Here is a 20330-nt window from a genome sequence, read left to right on the forward strand (position 1 = left end):
ATGTGCAGACACAAAGCCCCATACGGAAATTTATTTCCACACTCATCTCCATTTATCATTAAGTATATGTTATAATAATTTTATCACATATATCAGGGAGGATAAAGTTTAATATGCCAAAAGTATCTGTTATTATGCCAGTTTACAATTCTGAAATGACTCTTATTGACAGCTTAAGCAGTCTTGTCACCCAGACTCTTACGGATATTGAGTTAATTCTTGTAAATGATTACTCAACTGACAATTCACTGAAAATACTTGCTGACTGCGAAGCACAATTTTCTGACAAAGTTCTTTTAATTAATCTTGATGAGAACCACGGTGCTGGCGGTGCAAGAAACATCGGTTTATCGTATGCTTCCGGCGATTATATTGGTTTTATGGATAGTGATGATATCGCAGTTCCTGATATGTTTGAGAAAATGTATGCTAAAGCAATCTCAGGCAATTATGATATTGTTGATTGTGGATATTATAACGAAGCAAAAGATTCAGCCATTGTCCACGCTTCTGATGAATTAACCGGTGAACTCAATGGCTATAAAAGAAGTGAATTAATCGCAAGTGGTGGATATTTCTGGTCAAAGCTTATTAAGAAATCTTTTCTTGACCGCATAGGACTTCAATTCAGGGAACACTGCATACTTGAAGATTTTGAAACACTTATGTATTTATTCGCTACAGCTTCCAGCATAGGCAATGTTAAAGAAATCCTTTATTGCTATAAGAATAGTGCAGCTTCAATCTCTAAGCATATTGACTACAACAACTATTACAATAACGTCATCAGTGCTATTGAAGCAGCTTACAGCCAGTTATCTGTTCTGCCTGATTATACAGATATTCAATATGCTGTTGAATACGGAATATATAATCTATGCTCCTTAGCCCTTAACTGCTGTCTTAATTCCAGCAATTCAGTTCCTGCATACATACTAAAGAACAGAATTACCGATATTAAGAATTATATAAATAAATATATTAAGCTTCCTGTAAAGTCCAATAAATTCATTAATAATAAAATTGATAAACAGGATTTACATTTATTATCTGATATTGATAAGATTATTTCACAGCTTGGCTAATTACAGCCAAGCCTTTTTAATCCTTTTAATGCCGGTTCATAACTTTGACATTTCTTATAACTTAATACCGCCTTTGCTGTATCGCCAAGACACTCATATATAACGCCAATATTATAATCAGCTTTATAACTGTTACAACCATCAATCTTACATAATTTATATGACTTAGCCTTATTAAATTCCTCTATCGCCTTATCAAACAATCCATTGTTCATATATGCAAGTCCCATTAAAAATACATAATCTGCACTTACCGCAAACTCACTATATATATTCTGAAGAAACATCATTTCAGGAATTCTCTTCTCATTAAGCAGTGAATATCCATATGTTTCAATCATATCCTGAACATACTCAAGCTTTGGATCTAAATCAAAGGATAAGCCCTTTTCAAAATTCCCAGATGCATTTTTATAATCTCCCTGCATATAATAGCTCTTACCCAACTGGTAATATATATATGCATCCGGACCATTTTCTTTTAATTCAAGCTCTAACAGCCTTATGTTACGCTCTGCCTTTTTCTTCTTATTATCAACGCTTCCCATATATCCTGAATGACCAACTGTTATCGGAACATCTACGGCTGTAACTACATTTTTATCAATACTTACAACCTGCTCGTGGATTCTTCCCTCATAATGACACCGCTTTCTGTTAAACAGGCGTGTTATTCTCTCTACACCCCTGGTCAATTCATTATCATAATTAATATTATTAATTAGTTCTATTTTCCCCGTACAATTCACTGATTGATTGCTTATAATAGCAGCTACTTCATCTATATTCATCTTTTCAATCCATTCATCGCTGTCAAGTACGAGAATCCAGTCATTACCTGCAAGGCTGATTGAATAATTTCTCGCCTTTGAAAAATCATCACACCACTTATAGCTGCCACTTATATCTGCATATTTATCAATAATTACAGATGTATTATCTGTTGAACCAGTATCAACTACAACTATTTGTAAATTATATTTTTTTAATGAAAGCAGACACTTTTCCAGCTTGTCTGCTTCATTCTTAGTAATTATACATACTGATATATCCAATATTATCCCTCCAATACTAATCAACACCTAATATATGCTTCAATACATAAATGTAATCAAACTTTTTAACAGCTCTATGACCATTAACAGCTATTTCCATCCTTTCTTTTTCGTGGCACATATAATAATCTATCTTATTAAGCATATCATTCTCACCAGTAAACATAACCAGTTCTTCACCATTTTTAAATAACTGTTCAATATCTTCCTGATAATTAGTAAGGCAGAATCCTCCTGCACCTAATATATCATATACTCTGAGCGGAATACCTGTAGTAATTGAACGAAGGGTTATATTTAAATTAATTCTGGACTTTCTGAATATTACTGGCATTTCACTATAATAATCTACACCACTATGAATATCAGCATTAGCAATATCTAAATCCCTGCTTCCTGTAAATATATCCACCATATATTTATCAGCTATCTTTCTTAATAAATTGACCCTCTCAACTCCTGTCACATATTTATTAATCTGGGAAGACAGCACATGTTCGTGTGGCACAGCAATATTATCCATATCAGCACACGCTGCATATAAATATTTATCTACGAACTCACTATCCACAATATCATTAATTATATTGTATCCATATATTTTTTGCTGTGCATTAGCAAGTCCATTAATGTAGCCTTCATAATATGAAGATACATCTTTGCTCATCAATACACTTTTCAGGTCAGGATTCATATTTCCCACAAAGCTTATATCATACTCATAGCTTGTATTATCAATATCTTTTCCTAATTGCCTGTCAAGCCTGTCTGTATCAACTGCAAGACTTGCATACTGTATATTACCCATACCATATTTTGATAATAATTTAATCCCATCTCTCTCAAACAAATATATTTCATTGCATTTATTATATATTGCCTTGGAATATAACGTATAATTAGGCCAATCATATATCCACGAAATATACGTTATTCCATAATTACTGCATGTATCTGATAACATAGGAAGAAAATCAAACGATATAACAACATCTATTCCATTAGATAATATGTCTATAACTTCATACTCAACTTCTTTGTTATCCCCAATATACTCCTTAACGCTATGCTCTATAACAAACACTTCATCTGCTAATATATCAAGTGCTTTAACCATATCCTTCTTGGAATTCTCATACCAGCTGCAATATAATACCTTCATCGAAACCTCATTATAAAAAAGGACTGCCAGATATAATGACAGTCCTTGTATTAATATATATTCTTTTAATATTACTGAAGAAGTGAAAGAACACCCTGTGTAGCCTGATTAGCCTGTGCAAGCATAGACTGTCCAGCCTGTGCAAGAATGTTATTCTTGCTGTATTCAACCATCTCTGTAGCCATATCCACGTCACGGATACGTGATTCAGCTGCTGATGTATTCTCACTTGTTGTGTTAAGGTTGTTAATTGTATGCTCAAGTCTGTTCTGAATAGCACCAAGCTTAGATCTCTGAACAGATACTGAATTAATAGCCTTCTGAATAGCTGCCATTGCTTTTCCTGCTGATGAGAATGAGCTAACCTTAAGTCCGCTAATCTTAAGTGAAGATGCATTCATATTATCAATAGAAATTACAATACTCTGTCCTGATAATGCACCTACCTGCAGCTTCATATTTTTGAATGTACCATCAAGTAAGTTCATTGAGTTGAACTGAGTTGTTGAACGGATTCTATCAATCTCTGATGTAAGCTGATCCATCTCCTTCTGAATAGAAGCTCTATCTGTTGATGTATTAGTATCGTTAGCTGCCTGTGTTGCTAATTCATTCATTCTCTGTAAGATTGAATGTGTCTCGTTAAGAGCACCTTCAGCTACCTGTACTAATGAAATACCATCCTGTGAGTTAGAAGCAGCCTTGTCAAGACCTCTAATCTGGCTTCTTAACTTCTCTGAAATAGAAAGACCTGCTGCATCATCTGCGGCTCTGTTAATTCTATAACCTGATGATAACTTCTCTGTTGACTTAGCCTGTGCACTTGTTACTCCACTTAACTGTCTGTTAGCGTTCATTGCTGTAAGATTATGCTGTACTACCATTAATAATTCCTCCCTGAATGTCTTACTTATCCTTAAATATATATTGTAATTAATAAAATGTATATAAGTCTTCCAAAACTTAACTGCAATATATATCGGATATTTTGATATAGACTTAACCCCTTAATTTAAAAATTTTAAAAAAGGCTGTGACAATAACAAATACTTGTTAAAGTCACAGCCTCTATGATAGTATTATAACTTCAACTACCTAATTAGCCTAAGAGTGAAAGAACACCCTGATTAGCCTGATTAGCCTGTGCAAGCATAGACTGTCCAGCCTGAGCAAGAATATTGTTCTTGCTGTATTCAACCATCTCTGTAGCCATATCTACATCACGGATACGTGATTCAGCTGCTGATGTATTCTCACTTGTTGTGTTAAGGTTGTTGATTGTATGCTCAAGTCTGTTCTGAAGAGCACCAAGCTTAGATCTCTGAGTAGAAACTGAATTAATAGCCTTCTGAATAGCTGCCATTGCCTTTCCTGCTGATGAGAATGAGCTAACCTTAAGTCCGCTAATCTTAAGCTTAGAAGAATTCATATTACCAATTGAGATAGAAATCTTCTGTCCTGATAATGCACCTACCTGTAATTCCTTTCCTGTGAAAGAACCATCAAGTAAGTTCATTGAGTTGAACTGAGTTGTAGAACGAATTCTATCGATTTCTGATGTAAGCTGATCCATTTCCTTCTGAAGAGCATTTCTATCTGTTGATGTATTAGTATCGTTAGCTGCCTGTGTTGCTAATTCGTTCATTCTCTGAAGAATTGAATGTGTCTCGTTAAGAGCACCTTCAGCTACCTGTACTAATGAGATACCATCCTGAGCATTAGAAACAGCCTTATTAAGACCTCTGATCTGACTTCTCATCTTTTCTGAAATTGAAAGACCTGCAGCATCATCACCAGCTCTGTTAATTCTGTAACCAGATGATAACTTCTCTGTTGACTTCTGCTGTGCACTCTGAACTCCACTTAACTGTCTGTTAGCGTTCATTGCTGTAAGATTGTGTTGTACTACCATAATAGTTTCCTCCTTGAATTCTTGGTGGCGTCCCTGCCACCCATAATTAAATTGTTCAGGATTGCTCCTGTTATATATTATATCGGACTGTTGTTTATTAACTTTAGCCCTAATATAAACTTATTTTAATATTTTTTAATGCAAATGTCAAAATACTGAAATATACTTATTACCTAGCTGCATTAAAATATTGGTAAATATATGTATTATTTCTTCTGATCCATAAACTGCGGTTCAGAACTTACCCTGCTCATATTCTGATAATACTTATTAGCCATACTTACACTTCGCTTGGCTGTCTTAGCATTATCCTTTAACTGCCTGAACTTAATATCAACTCTGACTTTGTTTCTTGATTCCTGTGCCTGTATAGTCGCACTTAAGGATGTAGCTTCTCTTATAAGCTCCTGTAATCTAATTATTAATTCCTTATAATCAGCCTTATACTCTTCTACATCTTCTTTTACTCTGTCAAATACAGCTTGAAAGCCCTCATCAAGTGAATTAAGCTCATCTATATATGCAGCTTTACTCTCCATATTACTCTGAAGCTTATCTCCATCGAATTCTTTATCATCAAGCAAAGCACTCTGTTGTTCATTCAGTTCAGATACTTTCTTAAGTATCTCTATCTTCTTAAGCAGACTATCTATCATTATCTGAAGATAATTCTCTGTAATCATATACTATTACCACCATCTTGATATCATAAAGGTATAGTTAAATTACTATTTGACTATACCTTTATATTATTAATTACCAGCTTTTGCCATAACTTCTTTCCAAGTATCTCTCATTCCTCTTAATTCAACTAATGCCTGATCAAGAACTTGTGTATCTTTCTTCATATTAGCGTCAACTAAAAGGCTGTAGATATACTTGTACACATTATCAAAATCCTCTGCTACCGGGTATTTACGATTAAGTGTTGACTGAAGCTCTTCTATAATCATCTCTGCCTTTACTATATTAGTATGTGCCTTTTCTGTATCATTCTTTTCTATTGCAACCTGAGCAATATTACAAAACTTAATTGCACCTTCATATAATAATAACGTAAGCTCAGCCGGTGTCGCTGTTAATATCTTATTGCGGTTATACTGCTGTGCCATATTCTGATTATATATCATAACTTGTCCTCTCTCCTGATGTCATAAACACCTTATATTCCTATTACCATATTATCCTTAATATAGAATTAAATCAATACCCAATTATCAATTTCCAAATAAACCAGACATTGATGATGTCTGCGAGTTAAGCTTTGATAAAGCTGATTCCATAGCTGAGAATTTACTATAATAGTAATCTTCCCAAGTTGTAATCTTAGTCTCTGCATCACTTATCTTAGTTGTATATTCTGAATATTGCTTAGTCATCTGCTTGTCATTATATACTGTATAAGCACTGCTCACTGAAGATGTAGCCATCTTATTACCTAAATCTGTATAAAGCTTTGTAGCAAGCTGTGAGAAGAACGAAACTACAGTCTCCGGATCACTTGCTATTGCCGCCCTTAACTTATCATCATTACCCGATGAAACAGAGTCATCTGAATCACCATCAATATGATATACACCTTTTTCATTCTCACCTGATGAGAAATATCCCTGTGTTGCTATACCAAAGCTTGATAAAGCATACGACTTTCCGTTAATTGTAAATGATGAAGCCATATCATTCTTCATAGTATTGATAATACTGCTTAAAGTATCATCCTTTCTAAGAAGTGAGTCCTTAATCTTAGTCTCCCACTTTTCAACTTCATCATCCGTCATTGCGGACTTCTCGTCATCTGTAAGTGGTTCATAACCCTTAGAGCTGTCTGCATTGTATGCTTCATCCATTGACTTAATCAGCTTATTATAATCTGTAAACATATCTTTAATAGACTTATAGATTGCATCTACATCTGTATCTGTAGTTATTGTAACCTGCTCATCATCCTTAGTCTTAGCGGTTACCTGTATTGTAATGCCATTAATCGAATAGTTATTGCTATTACTTGTAAATGTAGCACCATTAAGCTCAATTTCTGAATCCTGTCCTACTTTTCTTGATGCGCCCTTAGAAAACTTATGTGCTGCGTTAATCATATCATAGCTATTCTTTGCTTTGTTCTGATACTGTGTTGTAAGGTCTGCCTTAATCTTAGTATTCCTGTCAGCAGTCTCAGCAGCTATATTGGCAACTCCAGCAGCTGAATCTGTCTCTTTTAGAGCTGATACAGTTGTCTTGCCATCTTTCACCTCAATATTAACATAATTTTTAAGGTCTTCCATTGATTTCTTAGCTGTATCGTAGTTAGCTATGTCTGATTTAAGTGTTTCTACAGAACTTGTAAGGGTTTTATATTGTTCTTTTTCTTCGTCTGTAAGTTTACTTTCATCAAAATCACTATCATTATCTCCGCCTTTGCCTTTTAAAATAAGTGCATCAAGCTGTGCCTGTTTTGATGTAAGCTGTGCCTTAGCATTATCTTCAGCTGTGACACCTGTATCTGACATATATTTAGTATTAAAACTATCAACTGTAGCAGAAGCTTTACTATATGCTGCAAGCTTTTCCTGTGCTACTGTATCAAAGCTTATCTTATTACTCTCATAAGCACTATTAATAATATCATCAAGTGCTGATGTATATGTACCATCCGCAGCATTATAATAGCCAGCCCATTTTGTATACTCTGCTGTAGATGTCTTATCATCTGTATAAAGTCCCAATTCATACAAAGAGTCTCTACCAGCTGTATCATTAGCTACTAATGAAAAATCGCCATCTTTACCAGAAGTCTTGGAACTTATAAAGAATCTCTGGTTCGCCTCATCAAAGCTTGCCTGTACACCAGCATCCTTAAGCTTTACTAAGAACTGATTAACTGTCATATCATCTGTAAGTTCTATATTAGTTGACTTACCATCAACAGAAAGTGTAACACTTCCCTGTCCTGACGTCTTACCTGTTATAGCTGATAACTTGCTTGAACCTGTTATCTTTGATGTGCTGTCTGATTTATTAGTAACTTCACCACCTGTAAGATAACCCGATGATGCAAGTTCTTTAACCTTTAATGTCTGGTCTCCAGCTACCGCACTTGAACTTGCTGTAACTGTAGCTACACTTGAATTAGATACAGTTGACTTCTTAAGGCTGTATGCTTTACCAAACCTCGCTGATGAAAGCTTTCCACTATAAAAGCTATATATGCTTGTATTCATAGTCTTCCACTTTTCCTGTTTCCAGGAAAGCTTAGTCTGAGCCTTTACAAGATTGTCTTTCTTTAACTGATATCCTGATACAAGTGCTGTTACAAGCGACTCTGTATCCATACCTGAAACCATACCTGATAATCTTATTGGCATAATATTACCTCCTATCTCTTCTCATCAACAAGGATACCAGCAAGCTCCCAGGCTTTTGCAAGCATTTCAAGAGCCTTCTCTGATGGTATCTCCTTGATGACTTCATCAGTGTCCTTATCTTTAATCTTAATAGTAATACGGTTAGTTGGCTCATTATAACCAAATTCTGCTATTGTATTTCTATTAATTACTTTCTGTATATCTTTGAGTTCCTTGATACTTGCTTCTTTCTTCTCATTCTGCTGTGCAAGATTAGATTCGCCATTGTCAGTACCACTCTTCTGTGTATTGGTTATCTGCACTGTCGATGCTGTACTGACTTTACTATCTGCTGTCATCTCCTTTGCTGCTGTATCAGAAGAAGTCTGAACATTAACCTTATTAATCTGTGTTGCCTGAACTGCCTGATTATGGTAATTGGCAGCTATGCTCATTTTATCAATTCCCATTATCCTTCACCTCCGTGTGGTTGTAAAAAATGTTCTCAAACCGATATTAACCAATATTACAATTCTGCAATATATATCCTAGTGCAGTAAAGAAATCCTTTTCCCGTATTTATTGCACTTTACTCAGTTTCTAAACCCTATATCGGCATTCTAATGCCATAATATAATATTATATATTAATTATATTCATTATAAATCATTACAATTGTTATAACAAATGTAACTATCATTTCTTAAAGAGCTGGTTAAGTGCCTTAACATCAATTGCCTGTTGTGTAGCTTCCTTATTAGCATCCTTTATCTGTACATATACTTCTTTTCTGTAGATTGGAACAGACTTAGGTGCTGTTATTCCAAGCTTAACCTGATCTCCTTTAATCTCGATAACTGTGACTTCTACGTCATCGTTAATTATTATAGCTTCATCTTTTTTCCTTGATAATGCCAGCATTCTACTCACCTTTCCTTTCTTCAAGAATTGAATAAATAGGATATCTGACTTCATAATCATTGTTGTCGGCTATAAGCTGTACACCCTTTAATGTATCAGCATTGACAATGATTGGAGCTTTGAAATTAATTGTCATCTTAGTAATATCTGCCGGAACAGTAAGTACACAAAACACTATAAGATCAGCTTCTTTAATATCACTTCCAAGAGCCTTTAACATCTCATCTTCAACTATCGGATCATAGTCTTCTTTAATAAGCTCCGGCTTTAACATTGGAAGAGCAAGTTCTGGCTCATCTAATGACTGTAACCACATTATTGATGCCTCGTCTCCCTTATCCACATCGTATATAAGTGTAAACTTTTTACAGTCCTCAAAGCCAATAACCCCAAGGTCAAATGTTATAATCTTCTCATCATCAATATCAATCGTTCCAAACCATCTAGTATCTACCTTCACCTTAATACCCTCCATTAAAACGCTTTGATTATCATTTTCTATCCAATAAAATCAAGTAATGTCTGCTGTACTACCTTGCTTGCTGCTGACAGTGCCGCATTATATACAAGCTGGGCAGAAGTATAAGATATAACAACCTCCTCAAGGTCAATATCTTCATTCTCAGACTTAAGACTTGTAAAATTAGTCTTCTGTTCTGTGAGTCTTGACTTAGTAAGGTCAAGTCTTGTAATTCTGTTACCCACATCAGCCTTGGCATTAGAAATCTGTTCCTGATATCCCTGCATCTGCCCGATACCACTCTCAAAAGCTTTAGTCATCTGGCTTTTTGCTAATTCCTGCTGCTTAGTAAGTCCTTCAAGAATATCACTTAAACTCTTCTGGTCTGCATCTGATGAATATCTTTCCTCTTTCATCATACTTTCAACCTTTGACATCTGGCTCTCTATATCAAGAACATTCTGTACTGCTGATGTGAGGTCATCTATATTTCTTCCAAAATATATATTAAACGCTTCATCTGCCTGAGTATTAACCTTTAACTTCTGTGTAAAATTAATATTATACTCTATATCTTCATCCTTCTTAACATAAGTAACGCCTGTAACATTATCAACACAGTCAAAATACATTGTTGGATTAACATCACCCTTTTTAAAATTAGATTTATCATACTGCACTGAGAATGAATTGCTTGTATATACGTCCTTATATACATTTTCTCCAAGAAGAACTTCACCAACCTGTGAATTAATAACTATCTCATCATCACCTGGTATATAATTAGTATCTGATGTAAATGATACTGTAACTGCATTGCCACTTCCATCACTAAAGAAGTTACCTGTAACGCCTGTTATATTACCATTGGCATCTGTATTAGTTGTAACACCTGTAACTGCATTACCATCTGCATCTGTTACTGATATTGTTCCGTCTGTGTTCTTAGTTATTGAAGCCGTATTGCCCTGACTGTCTGTAATCTTAAATGTTCCATTAGCATCAACCTCTGAATAAGCAAGCTGTAATCTGTGTACTGTCTGCACATTTGGTGTAATAATCTTGCCATTAGCATCTTTTTTAACTGACAGATTCATAATATCATCATTAGAATAGGCATTAGTATATACAGTCTTACTGCTAAGTGCATCTCTTGTAAAGTTCTGTGTTATTGTATAGTCCACATCCTTAGCATCTGCATCTGACTGATATGTCAGAGGCTTGTCTGTTGCATAACCTGTGAATACATATCTTCCAGCATAATCTACATCTCCCTGTGTATAGAATGAATCCTTTAGCTTATTAAGTGTCTCAACAATTGTATTACGTTCCGAAGGAGAATAAGAATCTGTTGCACCCTGATTACAATAGCTGTAAAGCTGTGATACTATATTGTAACTCTGGTCAAGAGCATCGTGTGTTACCGAAAGCCATGATGAAGCATCTGGTATATTCTTATTAATATACTGTGTAACCTGATCAAGACTTGAACGAAGTCTTAATGCTCTGATTGCAATAATTGGGTCATCAGAAGGCTTGTTAATCTTCTTCTGTGTAGATAACTGTGTATCCATTGTATTAATCTGACTTTTATTAGTCTGTATATTAGCTATAGAGCTGTTTATCATCATCTGATTAGTTATTCTCATACTATTCCTCCATTCATTTACAGATATGCTATGTGAACTAATTATAAGCCCGTCTGGTTAATAAGCTTGTCGTATATCTCGTTCATAACCGACATCATCTTAGAGTTAAGATTGTAAGCCTGCTGGAACTTCATAAGATCCATAGCTTCTTCATCAGTATCAACACCCATAACCGATAATCTCTGGTTCTGAATTGTTGTCTTCATATTATTATAGTTAGAAAGAAATGTCTTAGCCTTACTTGAATCAATTGATACATCACTGACAATACTTTCAAGGAAGTAAGCACCTGTACCACCATCAAATATCTTTTTCTTCTGAAGTGCATTAATCTGTTCAATCAGATCGCACTGTGATTCGCCGTCCCCTACATTTGACTTTGTCGCAAGCTTATCAGCATCCTCTAAAAGAGCCGAATTAACAGATACTGTTGTTGCTGTAAGAACTCCAGAACCATCCTGAACAACAAAAAGTGGTATACCTTTATTCTTAGCATCAGTTGTATCCGCATCTGATACATAGCCACTTTCAAATATGCTGTTAACTGCCTGTGCAAATGTCTGTATAAACGTATTAAGCTGTACCTGATAATATGGAACACCCTTATAATTAATATTCTCGCCTGCCTGTGCATTAGTCTCTGTTACGATATTACCATCAATATCTGTCTTGTATGTTCCATCATCATTCTTAGCATAAGACTCAATCTCTCCATTACAGCCATCTCTTATATCTATAAGTGCTTTTAACTGTCCTCCAAGTGAGTCACTGTATATATTAAAATCAGATCCGTCATTCCACTTTATATCATAAAGTCCATCTGCATCGCTTGTATTTCTTACTTCACCTCTTGCCACAACCTCTAATGTCCTGTAACTGTAATCATTAACAAGTGACTGTCCATTAATTGTTATCTGGAATGATGTAAGACCATTCTGGATTTCTGTCTCGCTTACTGTTATATTAACTGCCTTTGAAAGCTCATCAACTAATGCATTTCTCTGGTCACGAAGATCATTAGCATCACCATAGCACGCCTCAATCTGGTTAATCTGCTTATTAAGTGCTGTTATGTTCTGTGCAAGTGTATTAATATGCTCAACAGTATCCTTTACTTCGTTATTGGCATCTGCCTGTACATTTCTTAAGTTATTAGCTAATGTATTAAAGTAATCTGTCATACTCTTGGCATTATTAATAAGCTGGTTCTTTGCAGAAGTGTCAGCTGGTGTAATTGTAAGCTGGTTAACTGCATCAAAGAAATTGCCGTATTCCTTTGAGAAACCTGAAAGAAGAAATTCATTAAGATAATCCTCAACCTGTGTCATATAATTATTCTTAGCTTCGTACTGTCCATAGTTAGCACAGTTGTTACGATATTTCTCATCATAATAAGAATCTCTTGTCTGTTTAATCTCTACAACATTAACACCTGAACCAATTGTTCCGTATGTTGAATATGTTCTTAAAGCATCTGATGCCTGTAAAAGCACGCTCTGCTTAGTATATCCATCAGTATTAATATTAGAAAGGTTGTGTGCTGTTGTTGTAATAGATGTCTGTGCCGCCTGAAGTCCTTTGTATGAGATTGATAATCCAAAAAATGTAGATGCCATATTAACTCTCCATTCTGCACCTTTATACCAGTGCATTATTTACATTGTTGTATTAAACATCAATTATAATTCAATATAATCTGTAATTAATATAATCAAGAACCAAGTGATGTAACAAGATGTTCTATCATCTCACTTACAACATTAATATATCTTGATGCCGCATTATATGCGTGCTGATATTTTATCATCTTCTCAAGTTCTTCATCTGAAGATACACCTGATGTCTGTAATCTCTGGTTATCATAACCATCAACCATTGATGTCTGGTTATTAACAAATCTTGAAAGTACCTTACCAACTGTAGCAAACTCACCTATATAATCATTATAGAATGAATTAAAGTCTGCCTTGGCATATGAATCAGGATTAAGCGATGCGAACTTTTTGCTGAATGCATCAATAAGTTCATTAGCTTTAGAAAAATCTTCCTTGCCCTGTATTGTTGATAATGGAATTCTGTCAACATGCTGTGAAGCTTCTGGATTAACTAAAAGCTTACCAAGTGTATAATCTGTTTCATAATCTGCTGTGTTAAGATTATTACGGACATAAGTCTTAGTTCCGTCTGCCGCTGTTATCTGGATGTATCTTTCTGTTCCCTCTCTCTTGAACAATTCAACACCCATAGTCATATCCTTATCCATACCGAAACCAGCCTTGTCTGTGTCAAGTACAGAATACTTCATATTATCAATAGTCTCAGCTGTTGTTCCTGCCTGGTCAACATAAAGCTTCTCACCTGATGAATAACTGTAAGTTCCATCACCATTGGCAACACCTTTAACTTCCTTACCATATCTGTCATAAAGTGTTGCATTGACTGAAGCATTATATATGTACTCATCAGCCTGTAATACATTACCGTCATTATCTGTAAGCTCTTTTGTTGTTTCTATTGTCTTTTCTGGACAAAGAATATCATTAAGGGAAGTAACTATTCCATTAACAAGCTTATCAAATCCAGCTATCGCACTAAGTATTGCTGATGGTTCAATATATTTGTTGTAATATTCCTGCTTCTCGTTATATGCATCCATTGCATCATTATAAGCCTGAAGTCCGTCTGCTGTTGTAAGATCGTAATCTTCCTTCTCCGGCATAACAGGTACATCTGTATAATTAACTTCTATAGAACCTCTTGCTACTAAAAGACCTTTGAGTTCTCCCTTGTCTGTATCCTTCATATTATTAATATTAGAAAGATTAAATACATCCCTGTCATAACCTGGCCAGATTGGGATTAACAGTGCACTATTATCAACCTGTCTTGTTCCCATCTCAGTAACCTGTGCCGATGTAACAAATGGTACATTCTCAGCAGTTACAATCACCTCACCATGTTCATTCTCATAATAATCAAAATCAATATAACCACTTAATTCATCTAACGCATTATCTCTTGTATCTCTTAAATCATTAGCACGTTCACCACTTCCAGATTCAACCTTGGCTATCTCTTTATTAAGGTCATATATCTTTTGTCCAAGATTGTTAATCTTATTTACCATATTATTAATATCTGTGTTAAGAGTTACCTGATAATCCTTAAGCCCAGCATATATTGCTTCAGACCTGTCTATAAATGCTGTTGCATTCTGGATAAGCGAAGATCTTGCAATTGTACTTGTTGGATTCTTAGTAAGTTCATTAATTGCGTTATACAGATTCGTTATCTGTGTCTGGTATGTAACGCCCTGCATTTCTCCAAATAAATCTTCTACTTCTTCTACTGCCTTATACTGGCTTTCATAATATCCAAGTCTTGCATTCTCTGTTCTGTATGACTTATCTATAAAATCATTTCTTATTCTGCTTATAGCATCAACATCAACACCAAGTCCACACTTGCCTGTGCTGTTTCCTGTTCCGAACACATTAACATACGTACTGTCTGCAAATGTAATCTGCTGTCTTGTGTATCCTGTTGTATTAACATTTGACAGATTGTGTGCCGTTGTATTAAGTGCTGTCTGTGATGTTTTAAGTCCTGACGCTCCTACCATAAGCGATGCCATTCCGTTAGCCATAATTCCTCCATATCCTAAACCCAGAAAAAAATCACATTCTCAAAGAAAAATCCCAATTCATTCCTTTGAAAATGTGACCCTTAATTCCGAATAATATTACTTAATCTATATTGTGTAATAATCAGAGTCAATCCGTTTCTTCTGATTATTAGTCCGGATTATATTTATTGTTTTGCATCAAATCCTGTCGCTCCAGTAATCCCCTGTTCCTCATAAGCTGTTCTTCCATAATTGGAAGTCTGTGGATCCATAACTGAATTCTTGGCAAGATCAAGCTCAAACTGTATCATATCCATTGATTCCTTGAGAAGCAGCTTATTATTATCATTAACTGTTGTAAGCTGGTTCAAAGTTCTTTTAAGTCTGAGATATACTTCTTCTAGTGCATCGTGCTCTTTAGGCTTCTTCTCAAGTATCTGTACTATATGTTCTACTCTTATCTGCTCATATGGAAGCCTTAGTATCGAGCATATCTCTTTCACATCTTCCTGTCTTTTCTGTTCAACGGTTTCAAGTTCTTCTATTAACTTCTGTTCCTGTAGGAATATCTTTTGTAATTCATCAACATCTCCCTTAACAATTGCGGAAGTCTTATCATTGGACAAGTCCAGAAGCTTATTATATCCTGTATCCTCATTATTCAAATCATCGATTAATAGATCTATTAAACTTGCCATGCTTTAACCTCACTAAAATGTTAATGTTGAAATTCTGTCAAGTATCTTATCCGCAACATCTTCAGAACTTATATTATATGTTCCGGCCTGAATACGTGCCTTAACATCATTAACCATATCCATTCTGACATCTGATGTAGAAGCCACTGCTGACTTCGCTACCTGATACAGCTTAGCTGTATCTGAAATCTCATACTTGTCATTCTCTTTCTTATTAGTAACAACCTTATTATTCTTAGAATAAGAACTTGTCTTATATATCTGACTCACAGCATTATAAGCATCTATACGCATACTTACCGCCTCACTTTCTATCTTCAAAGTCTTGTAAGAACCGTTATCAAAGGTGTCTGCAACAAATATTCCAGTCCTTAACTGCCTTATTACAGCTCAGTTCTCTGCTTTATGATTAAGTTATCGGTAATAATCTGTTATCTCTTAACCCCATTTTATAATTAATTTAGATACAAATACAATTAGTTCTTATCAAGAAATCTCATCTTGGCATCGGCTGACGATAATCTCTTTTCCATATGTTCAACAGCGGCATTAGACTCACCATACATTGAGCCAAGGTTATTAGCCATTTTATTCTTACATCTTTCACAGAAACGTCCACTTTTTATCGATGCTCCACATCTCTCACATGTAATTCCAATCGGAGAATCATCAGCTATTACAAGCCTCTCGTCTCTTATCCACTGTTCAATCTGTCTTGTGCTTACGTCACATTCCTCTGCAACCTCTGTCATTGTTGCATTATGGTGATCCTGTATGTATTCCTTAACTTCAAGATACTTTTCTTCAATCTTCTCTATGCAATTAGGGCAAAGATTACGATATGGACCTCCTATATAATTATATAATTTGCCACAGCCTCTGCAATTTCTTACTTCCATAATATTCCTCCGTTCTTGTTACCTGTAGTCAAAATCCTCTGCCAACGCAGAGTGTAACAGCATATACTTCTTTTACTCCTGCCCTCTTAAGACATTCTGCACACGCATCAATAGTTGTTCCCGTTGTATATATGTCATCTACTATTAATACTTTATTATATATTATAACATTACCAGCTATTTTAAAAGCCTTTTCAAGATTTTTAGTTCTCTGGATATCATTAAGATCTTTCATCGGGCTTGTGGCCCTTGTTCTAATCAGACTATGTTCATTGTATTCTATATTAAGCTTCTTACTAAGGCTTTCCGCTATAAGTCCTGCCTGATTATAGCCTCGTGACTTTAATTTGGATACATGAATTGGAACCGGCATAATCACATCAGGCTGCCACATATTTATTACATCACCGTACCTGCCTGATATTTCATCTGCGTATACCTCTGCATATTCACGCTTATTATGATATTTAAAATTATAGATAGATTGTTTTATCCCCTCTGAATACTCATACACACTCACTGCCTGATTAAACAAATGCTGTTTATCCGTGCAGTCCTTACAATATTCCCTGTTATCGTCCTCTAATGCTTTGCCGCATTTAAGGCATGCAGGCTCTTTAATATATGTTATATATTTAAGACACCACGGACATATATTTACCTTCCTGTTATCAATAACAGGCCTGGGATTTGAACATATCGGACACGCAGGCGGAAACAATATATCTTTCACACCCGCTGCTATCCTTTTATATATTATGTCGTATTTATTCAATATTTTTTATTTCCTTTATCCTCTCATCTAAAGACGAATATCTTCTTGTTTCAGATACATTTTCTGCCATCTGGTTAAAAATTCGTTCATCACCTATCATACATACACACTTTCTTGCCCTTGTAACAGCCGTATAAAGTATGTTTCTGTTCATAAGCATTCTTGGTCCCTGATACATCGGTATTATAACCGCAGGATATTCACTTCCCTGTGCCTTATGTACAGTTATCGCATATGCAAGTTCAAGCTCATCAAGCTGTGTAAACTCATAATCAACATATCTTCCATCTTCAAATTTGACAGTAACACTCTGATTATAATTGTTGATATCATCAATAATTCCAGTATCACCATTAAACACTCCACTGCCTTGCTCTATCGCAATGCCATAGCGGTTCTTTTTCTCCCATTCGAGCTGATAGTCATTCTTAATCTGCATAACCTTATCGCCCTCACGGAATATCGTATCGCCAACTTTCTTCTCCATTTTGCCACTGTCCGGCGGATTAAGATATTCCTGCATTACAGTGTTAAGCCTGTCAACTCCGACAGATGATTTTCTTGATGGTGTCAAAATCTGAAGTTCACTCACATCTGCATTAACATACTTTGGAAGCTTCTCACTTATAACAGTCTTCATAGCCGCAATTATTGCATCTGGTCCATTTCTATGTATAAACAGGAAATCCTTACTGTATTTATTAAGTGTCACCTTATCGCCTTTATTAATCTTATGGGCATTAGTTATAATCTCGCTCTCAGCCGCCTGCCTGAATATCTTTTCAAGCTTAACAACAGGAAAGCACTCAGATGCTATTATGTCTTTAAGAACATTTCCTGGTCCAACACTTGGAAGCTGGTCAACATCACCTACAAGTATAAGTCTTGTTCCAACTGCTACTGCTTTAAGAAGCGAATTCATAATATTAATATCAACCATTGACATCTCATCTACAATTATTACATCTGCTTCCAACGGGTTGTCTTCATTTCTGTCAAAGCTCATTCCAAGGCTTGATGTCTGATTTTTCTTGTCTTCTTTATCAGCCATAGTGCTTCCAACTATTTCAAGAAGTCTGTGAATTGTCTGTGCCTCAAAACCACACGTTTCTGTCATTCTCTTGGCAGCTCTTCCTGTCGGTGCCGCAAGCCTTATCTCAAGACCTTCCATCTCAAAATATTTAATTATCGTATTAATTGTTGTTGTCTTACCGGTTCCCGGTCCACCTGTTATTATAACAAGTCCGTTAAGTGCAGCTTTTACAACAGCTTCTTTTTGTATGTCATCAAGCACAATGCCCTCTGATCGTTCAATCCCTGCTATTCTGTTATTGACCTCGTTGATATTTTCATCGCATTTTATATCAAGTCCTGCCAATGCCCTTGCAACATTCTGTTCCATATAGAAATACATCGCAGAATACACATTTTTAGATTCTCCCTCTGTTCTTACAACAATCTTCTTATCTATAGCAAGATCCATAAGAAACTTATCATAATCAGCAATGTCAATAAGCAGAAGTGATGATACCTGCCTCTTTAATTCTTCATAAGGAAGATACACGTGTCCCTGCAATGCCGCCTGATTAAGGCAATAAAACATTCCGCTTCTTATTCTGAACTCCGAATCAACCTTAATTCCAACTCTGGAAGCGATCTCATCAGCCGTCTTAAAGCCTACGCCCTCAATATCATCAGCCAGCCTGTACGGATTTTGTTCTATGATTGTGTAAATATCATTGCCATATCTTTTAAATATTTTATTGGCTAAATTCATCTGGATTCCATAATTCTGCAGAAACATCATCGCACGACGCATATCGTGCTTATCCGCAAGCTGGTTAGCAATGTCCATTGCTTTAGCTATGCTTATCCCTTTAATCTCTGCAAGACGTTCTGGTTCATCTTCCATAATGCGGAATGTATCATCGCCAAATGTATCTACTATACGTTCAGCCATCTTGCTGCCTATTCCTTTAACTGCACCAGAACTTAGATAACGCCTCACTGACTCCTTGTCCGCCGGCGCCTTGAATTCATAAGAAGAAATCTTAAACTGCATATAATATACTGCGTGTTTGACAAATTCGCCATTCGCAGTAATAAATTCACCTGTGTTGATATAACTTAACGTACCAACACAGGTGACATCTTCACCCTGATATATTATCTCAAATACTGTATATCCATTGTCTTCATTACGATAAATTATATTATCTATAAATCCTTCAACGTATTTAACAGACTCGTAATCCAATCTGCTTCCCTCTCTTTAATAATATATTAATATTAAAACCACATTGTGTTTAATAAAACCGTCCACTTAAAACACACTGCAATCTATAAATCTGAAGAATAATTACGCTTCATCTGTTCATATAATGTCTGGGCTATTCCAAGTCCTTTCCCATTATTAGACTCTGTAAATACTTCTGCGTAGTTCTTTATCATCTCATCGCCAAAGTAACTTCCCATTGTACTCATAGCCGAATCCGAACTGCCTGAAATAGATGCCATACTGCTGAATAAAGATGAGTCGTCGTCATCATCTGCATCTATCTTAGCCATTTTCTGCATTGACTTTAACATCTGCTCAACAAAGTAGCTTTCAAAGTCCTTGCACACGCTCATAAGTTCATCGTCTGATGCCTGTGAGAAATCTGTACTTGTAAGCTTATCACTAAGCTGTGATGAAGTTTTATCATATGTATCTGCATAACTTGTACTTATTGATGTTGAATAATCCAT

Annotated in this window: 20 protein-coding genes; 1 reads left to right on the forward strand and 19 read right to left on the reverse strand. The window is 35.5% G+C overall.

The genetic code is table 11. From position 1 onward, the window contains the following. The first annotated feature begins 113 nt into the window (after positions 1-113). The gene (locus BM157_RS09300) at positions 114-1085 is read left to right on the forward strand and encodes a glycosyltransferase family 2 protein (RefSeq protein WP_090140836.1); all 972 of its coding nucleotides are present in this window, start codon (positions 114-116) and stop codon (positions 1083-1085) included. On the opposite strand, the gene BM157_RS09305 is transcribed toward BM157_RS09300, so the two are convergent. The 19 genes from BM157_RS09305 to BM157_RS09395 all read right to left on the reverse strand — a co-directional run bounded on the left by BM157_RS09305 (position 1082) and on the right by BM157_RS09395 (position 20330). Continuing rightward, complete coding sequence (locus tag BM157_RS09305) at positions 1082-2140, reverse strand: tetratricopeptide repeat-containing glycosyltransferase family 2 protein (protein WP_055176975.1); 1059 nt, start codon at positions 2138-2140, stop codon at positions 1082-1084. The two genes, BM157_RS09300 and BM157_RS09305, sit on opposite strands and share 4 nt — an antisense overlap. A gap of 16 nt (positions 2141-2156) precedes the next feature. Further along, complete coding sequence (locus BM157_RS09310) at positions 2157-3302, reverse strand: glycosyltransferase family protein (RefSeq protein ID WP_055176972.1); 1146 nt, start codon at positions 3300-3302, stop codon at positions 2157-2159. Between the two features lie 71 nt (positions 3303-3373). Further along, positions 3374-4186 carry a flagellin N-terminal helical domain-containing protein gene (locus BM157_RS09315; protein ID WP_055176970.1) on the reverse strand — a complete coding sequence of 271 codons (813 nt, stop codon included), beginning with the start codon at positions 4184-4186 and terminating at the stop codon, positions 3374-3376. A 215-nt stretch (positions 4187-4401) separates the two neighbouring features. Further along, complete coding sequence (locus tag BM157_RS09320) at positions 4402-5214, reverse strand: flagellin N-terminal helical domain-containing protein (protein ID WP_055176966.1); 813 nt, start codon at positions 5212-5214, stop codon at positions 4402-4404. 206 nt (positions 5215-5420) lie between these two features. Further along, the gene (flgN, locus tag BM157_RS09325) at positions 5421-5897 is read right to left on the reverse strand and encodes a flagellar export chaperone FlgN (protein ID WP_022502416.1); all 477 of its coding nucleotides are present in this window, start codon (positions 5895-5897) and stop codon (positions 5421-5423) included. A gap of 69 nt (positions 5898-5966) precedes the next feature. Beyond that, the gene (fliS, locus tag BM157_RS09330; RefSeq protein WP_055306886.1) at positions 5967-6344 is read right to left on the reverse strand and encodes a flagellar export chaperone FliS; all 378 of its coding nucleotides are present in this window, start codon (positions 6342-6344) and stop codon (positions 5967-5969) included. 87 nt (positions 6345-6431) lie between these two features. Beyond that, positions 6432-8576 carry a flagellar filament capping protein FliD gene (gene fliD / locus BM157_RS09335; RefSeq protein WP_090140839.1) on the reverse strand — a complete coding sequence of 715 codons (2145 nt, stop codon included), beginning with the start codon at positions 8574-8576 and terminating at the stop codon, positions 6432-6434. 11 nt (positions 8577-8587) lie between these two features. After that, complete coding sequence (locus BM157_RS09340) at positions 8588-9025, reverse strand: flagellar protein FlaG (RefSeq protein ID WP_055176960.1); 438 nt, start codon at positions 9023-9025, stop codon at positions 8588-8590. A 226-nt stretch (positions 9026-9251) separates the two neighbouring features. Beyond that, positions 9252-9476, reverse strand: a complete 225-nt coding sequence (csrA, locus tag BM157_RS09345) for a carbon storage regulator CsrA (protein WP_022502412.1) — start codon at positions 9474-9476, stop codon at positions 9252-9254. 1 nt (position 9477) lies between these two features. Continuing rightward, on the reverse strand, positions 9478-9936 hold the full coding sequence (fliW, locus tag BM157_RS09350) for a flagellar assembly protein FliW (protein ID WP_055306888.1): 459 nt from the start codon (positions 9934-9936) through the stop codon (positions 9478-9480). A gap of 38 nt (positions 9937-9974) precedes the next feature. Next, positions 9975-11585: a flagellin N-terminal helical domain-containing protein gene (locus tag BM157_RS09355; RefSeq protein WP_055306889.1), complete on the reverse strand. Its 1611-nt coding sequence runs from the start codon at positions 11583-11585 to the stop codon at positions 9975-9977. A 41-nt stretch (positions 11586-11626) separates the two neighbouring features. Further along, the gene (gene flgK, locus BM157_RS09360) at positions 11627-13201 is read right to left on the reverse strand and encodes a flagellar hook-associated protein FlgK (RefSeq protein WP_055176955.1); all 1575 of its coding nucleotides are present in this window, start codon (positions 13199-13201) and stop codon (positions 11627-11629) included. A gap of 95 nt (positions 13202-13296) precedes the next feature. After that, positions 13297-15231: a flagellar hook-associated protein FlgK gene (gene flgK, locus BM157_RS09365; RefSeq protein WP_055176952.1), complete on the reverse strand. Its 1935-nt coding sequence runs from the start codon at positions 15229-15231 to the stop codon at positions 13297-13299. Positions 15232-15395: 164 nt separating this feature from the next. Continuing rightward, positions 15396-15908: a flagellar protein FlgN gene (locus tag BM157_RS09370; RefSeq protein WP_022502407.1), complete on the reverse strand. Its 513-nt coding sequence runs from the start codon at positions 15906-15908 to the stop codon at positions 15396-15398. Between the two features lie 12 nt (positions 15909-15920). Continuing rightward, positions 15921-16202, reverse strand: coding sequence for a flagellar biosynthesis anti-sigma factor FlgM (gene flgM / locus BM157_RS09375; protein WP_055306891.1), 282 nt, complete (start codon positions 16200-16202; stop codon positions 15921-15923). 182 nt (positions 16203-16384) lie between these two features. Further along, on the reverse strand, positions 16385-16807 hold the full coding sequence (locus BM157_RS09380) for a hypothetical protein (protein ID WP_022502405.1): 423 nt from the start codon (positions 16805-16807) through the stop codon (positions 16385-16387). A 28-nt stretch (positions 16808-16835) separates the two neighbouring features. Further along, positions 16836-17540 (reverse strand): ComF family protein, encoded by a 705-nt coding sequence (locus BM157_RS09385; protein WP_318255900.1) that lies wholly within the window; start codon positions 17538-17540, stop codon positions 16836-16838. A 34-nt stretch (positions 17541-17574) separates the two neighbouring features. After that, a complete protein-coding gene (recD2, locus tag BM157_RS09390; RefSeq protein WP_090140843.1) occupies positions 17575-19839 on the reverse strand; it encodes an SF1B family DNA helicase RecD2 in 2265 nt (754 codons plus the stop codon). An 83-nt stretch (positions 19840-19922) separates the two neighbouring features. Continuing rightward, the gene (locus tag BM157_RS09395) at positions 19923-20330 is read right to left on the reverse strand and encodes a hypothetical protein (RefSeq protein WP_055176931.1); all 408 of its coding nucleotides are present in this window, start codon (positions 20328-20330) and stop codon (positions 19923-19925) included.

It is taken from the genome of [Lactobacillus] rogosae, assembly GCA_900112995.1.
Lineage (GTDB): Bacteria > Bacillota > Clostridia > Lachnospirales > Lachnospiraceae > Lachnospira > Lachnospira rogosae.

Excerpts from the sequence above, each read along its gene's own strand:
- BM157_RS09300 (WP_090140836.1), top strand. The coding sequence starts at position 114 with ATGCCAAAAGTATCTGTTATTATGCCAGTTTACAATTCTGAAATGACT.
- BM157_RS09310 (WP_055176972.1), bottom strand. The coding sequence starts at position 3,302 with ATGAAGGTATTATATTGCAGCTGGTATGAGAATTCCAAGAAGGATATG.
- BM157_RS09315 (WP_055176970.1), bottom strand. The coding sequence starts at position 4,186 with ATGGTAGTACAGCATAATCTTACAGCAATGAACGCTAACAGACAGTTA.
- BM157_RS09320 (WP_055176966.1), bottom strand. The coding sequence starts at position 5,214 with ATGGTAGTACAACACAATCTTACAGCAATGAACGCTAACAGACAGTTA.
- flgN (WP_022502416.1), bottom strand. The coding sequence starts at position 5,897 with ATGATTACAGAGAATTATCTTCAGATAATGATAGATAGTCTGCTTAAG.
- fliS (WP_055306886.1), bottom strand. The coding sequence starts at position 6,344 with ATGATATATAATCAGAATATGGCACAGCAGTATAACCGCAATAAGATA.
- fliD (WP_090140839.1), bottom strand. The coding sequence starts at position 8,576 with ATGCCAATAAGATTATCAGGTATGGTTTCAGGTATGGATACAGAGTCG.
- BM157_RS09340 (WP_055176960.1), bottom strand. The coding sequence starts at position 9,025 with ATGGGAATTGATAAAATGAGCATAGCTGCCAATTACCATAATCAGGCA.
- csrA (WP_022502412.1), bottom strand. The coding sequence starts at position 9,476 with ATGCTGGCATTATCAAGGAAAAAAGATGAAGCTATAATAATTAACGAT.
- BM157_RS09355 (WP_055306889.1), bottom strand. The coding sequence starts at position 11,585 with ATGAGAATAACTAATCAGATGATGATAAACAGCTCTATAGCTAATATA.
- flgK (WP_055176955.1), bottom strand. The coding sequence starts at position 13,201 with ATGGCATCTACATTTTTTGGATTATCAATCTCATACAAAGGACTTCAG.
- flgK (WP_055176952.1), bottom strand. The coding sequence starts at position 15,231 with ATGGCTAACGGAATGGCATCGCTTATGGTAGGAGCGTCAGGACTTAAA.
- BM157_RS09370 (WP_022502407.1), bottom strand. The coding sequence starts at position 15,908 with ATGGCAAGTTTAATAGATCTATTAATCGATGATTTGAATAATGAGGAT.
- flgM (WP_055306891.1), bottom strand. The coding sequence starts at position 16,202 with ATGCGTATAGATGCTTATAATGCTGTGAGTCAGATATATAAGACAAGT.
- BM157_RS09380 (WP_022502405.1), bottom strand. The coding sequence starts at position 16,807 with ATGGAAGTAAGAAATTGCAGAGGCTGTGGCAAATTATATAATTATATA.
- BM157_RS09395 (WP_055176931.1), bottom strand. The coding sequence starts at position 20,330 with ATGGATTATTCAACATCAATAAGTACAAGTTATGCAGATACATATGAT.